Below are 444 nucleotides of genomic sequence, written 5' to 3' on the forward strand. Positions count from 1 at the left end.
GGGAATTTAGCGTTATAGACCTTTTGTCTCTTATACACATCTAGATGTGTATAAGAGACAGTGCCAAGCCTTGCCTCATAAACTCCGCGTTTTTTGACATCTCCAGAAATGCAGAAAACCTTTGTGCCGCCAGCTTTTGGCGTTCCAAGTTTTTGATATTCTTTTGGACCGTTTTCCAAAATCCAGGGCAGAGCCATTATTGTTTCAACATTATTGACGCAAGTGGGCATATTCCACGCGCCATTCACCGCAGGGAATGGTGGTTTAAGGCGAGGCTGACCCTTTTGCCCTTCCAAGCTATTTATTAGAGCTGTTTCTTCGCCACAAACATAAGCGCCTGCGCCTCTATGCACGGCAATATCCAAGCTATATTTTGTTCCGCCTATATTATTTCCCAAAAAACCCGCTTTGCGGGCTTCTCTAATAGCCTCGGTTAAAGCCTCT

At 44.8% G+C, this 444-nt stretch carries 1 pseudogene; it reads right to left on the reverse strand.

Going from position 1 to position 444, the window contains the following annotated elements:
* Positions 1–398: pseudogene (locus ACYVRA_RS09010) on the reverse strand (hypothetical protein); the annotation flags it as partial.
* Positions 399–444 lie beyond the last annotated feature (46 nt).

This window comes from Treponema sp. R8-4-B8 (genome assembly GCF_054786175.1).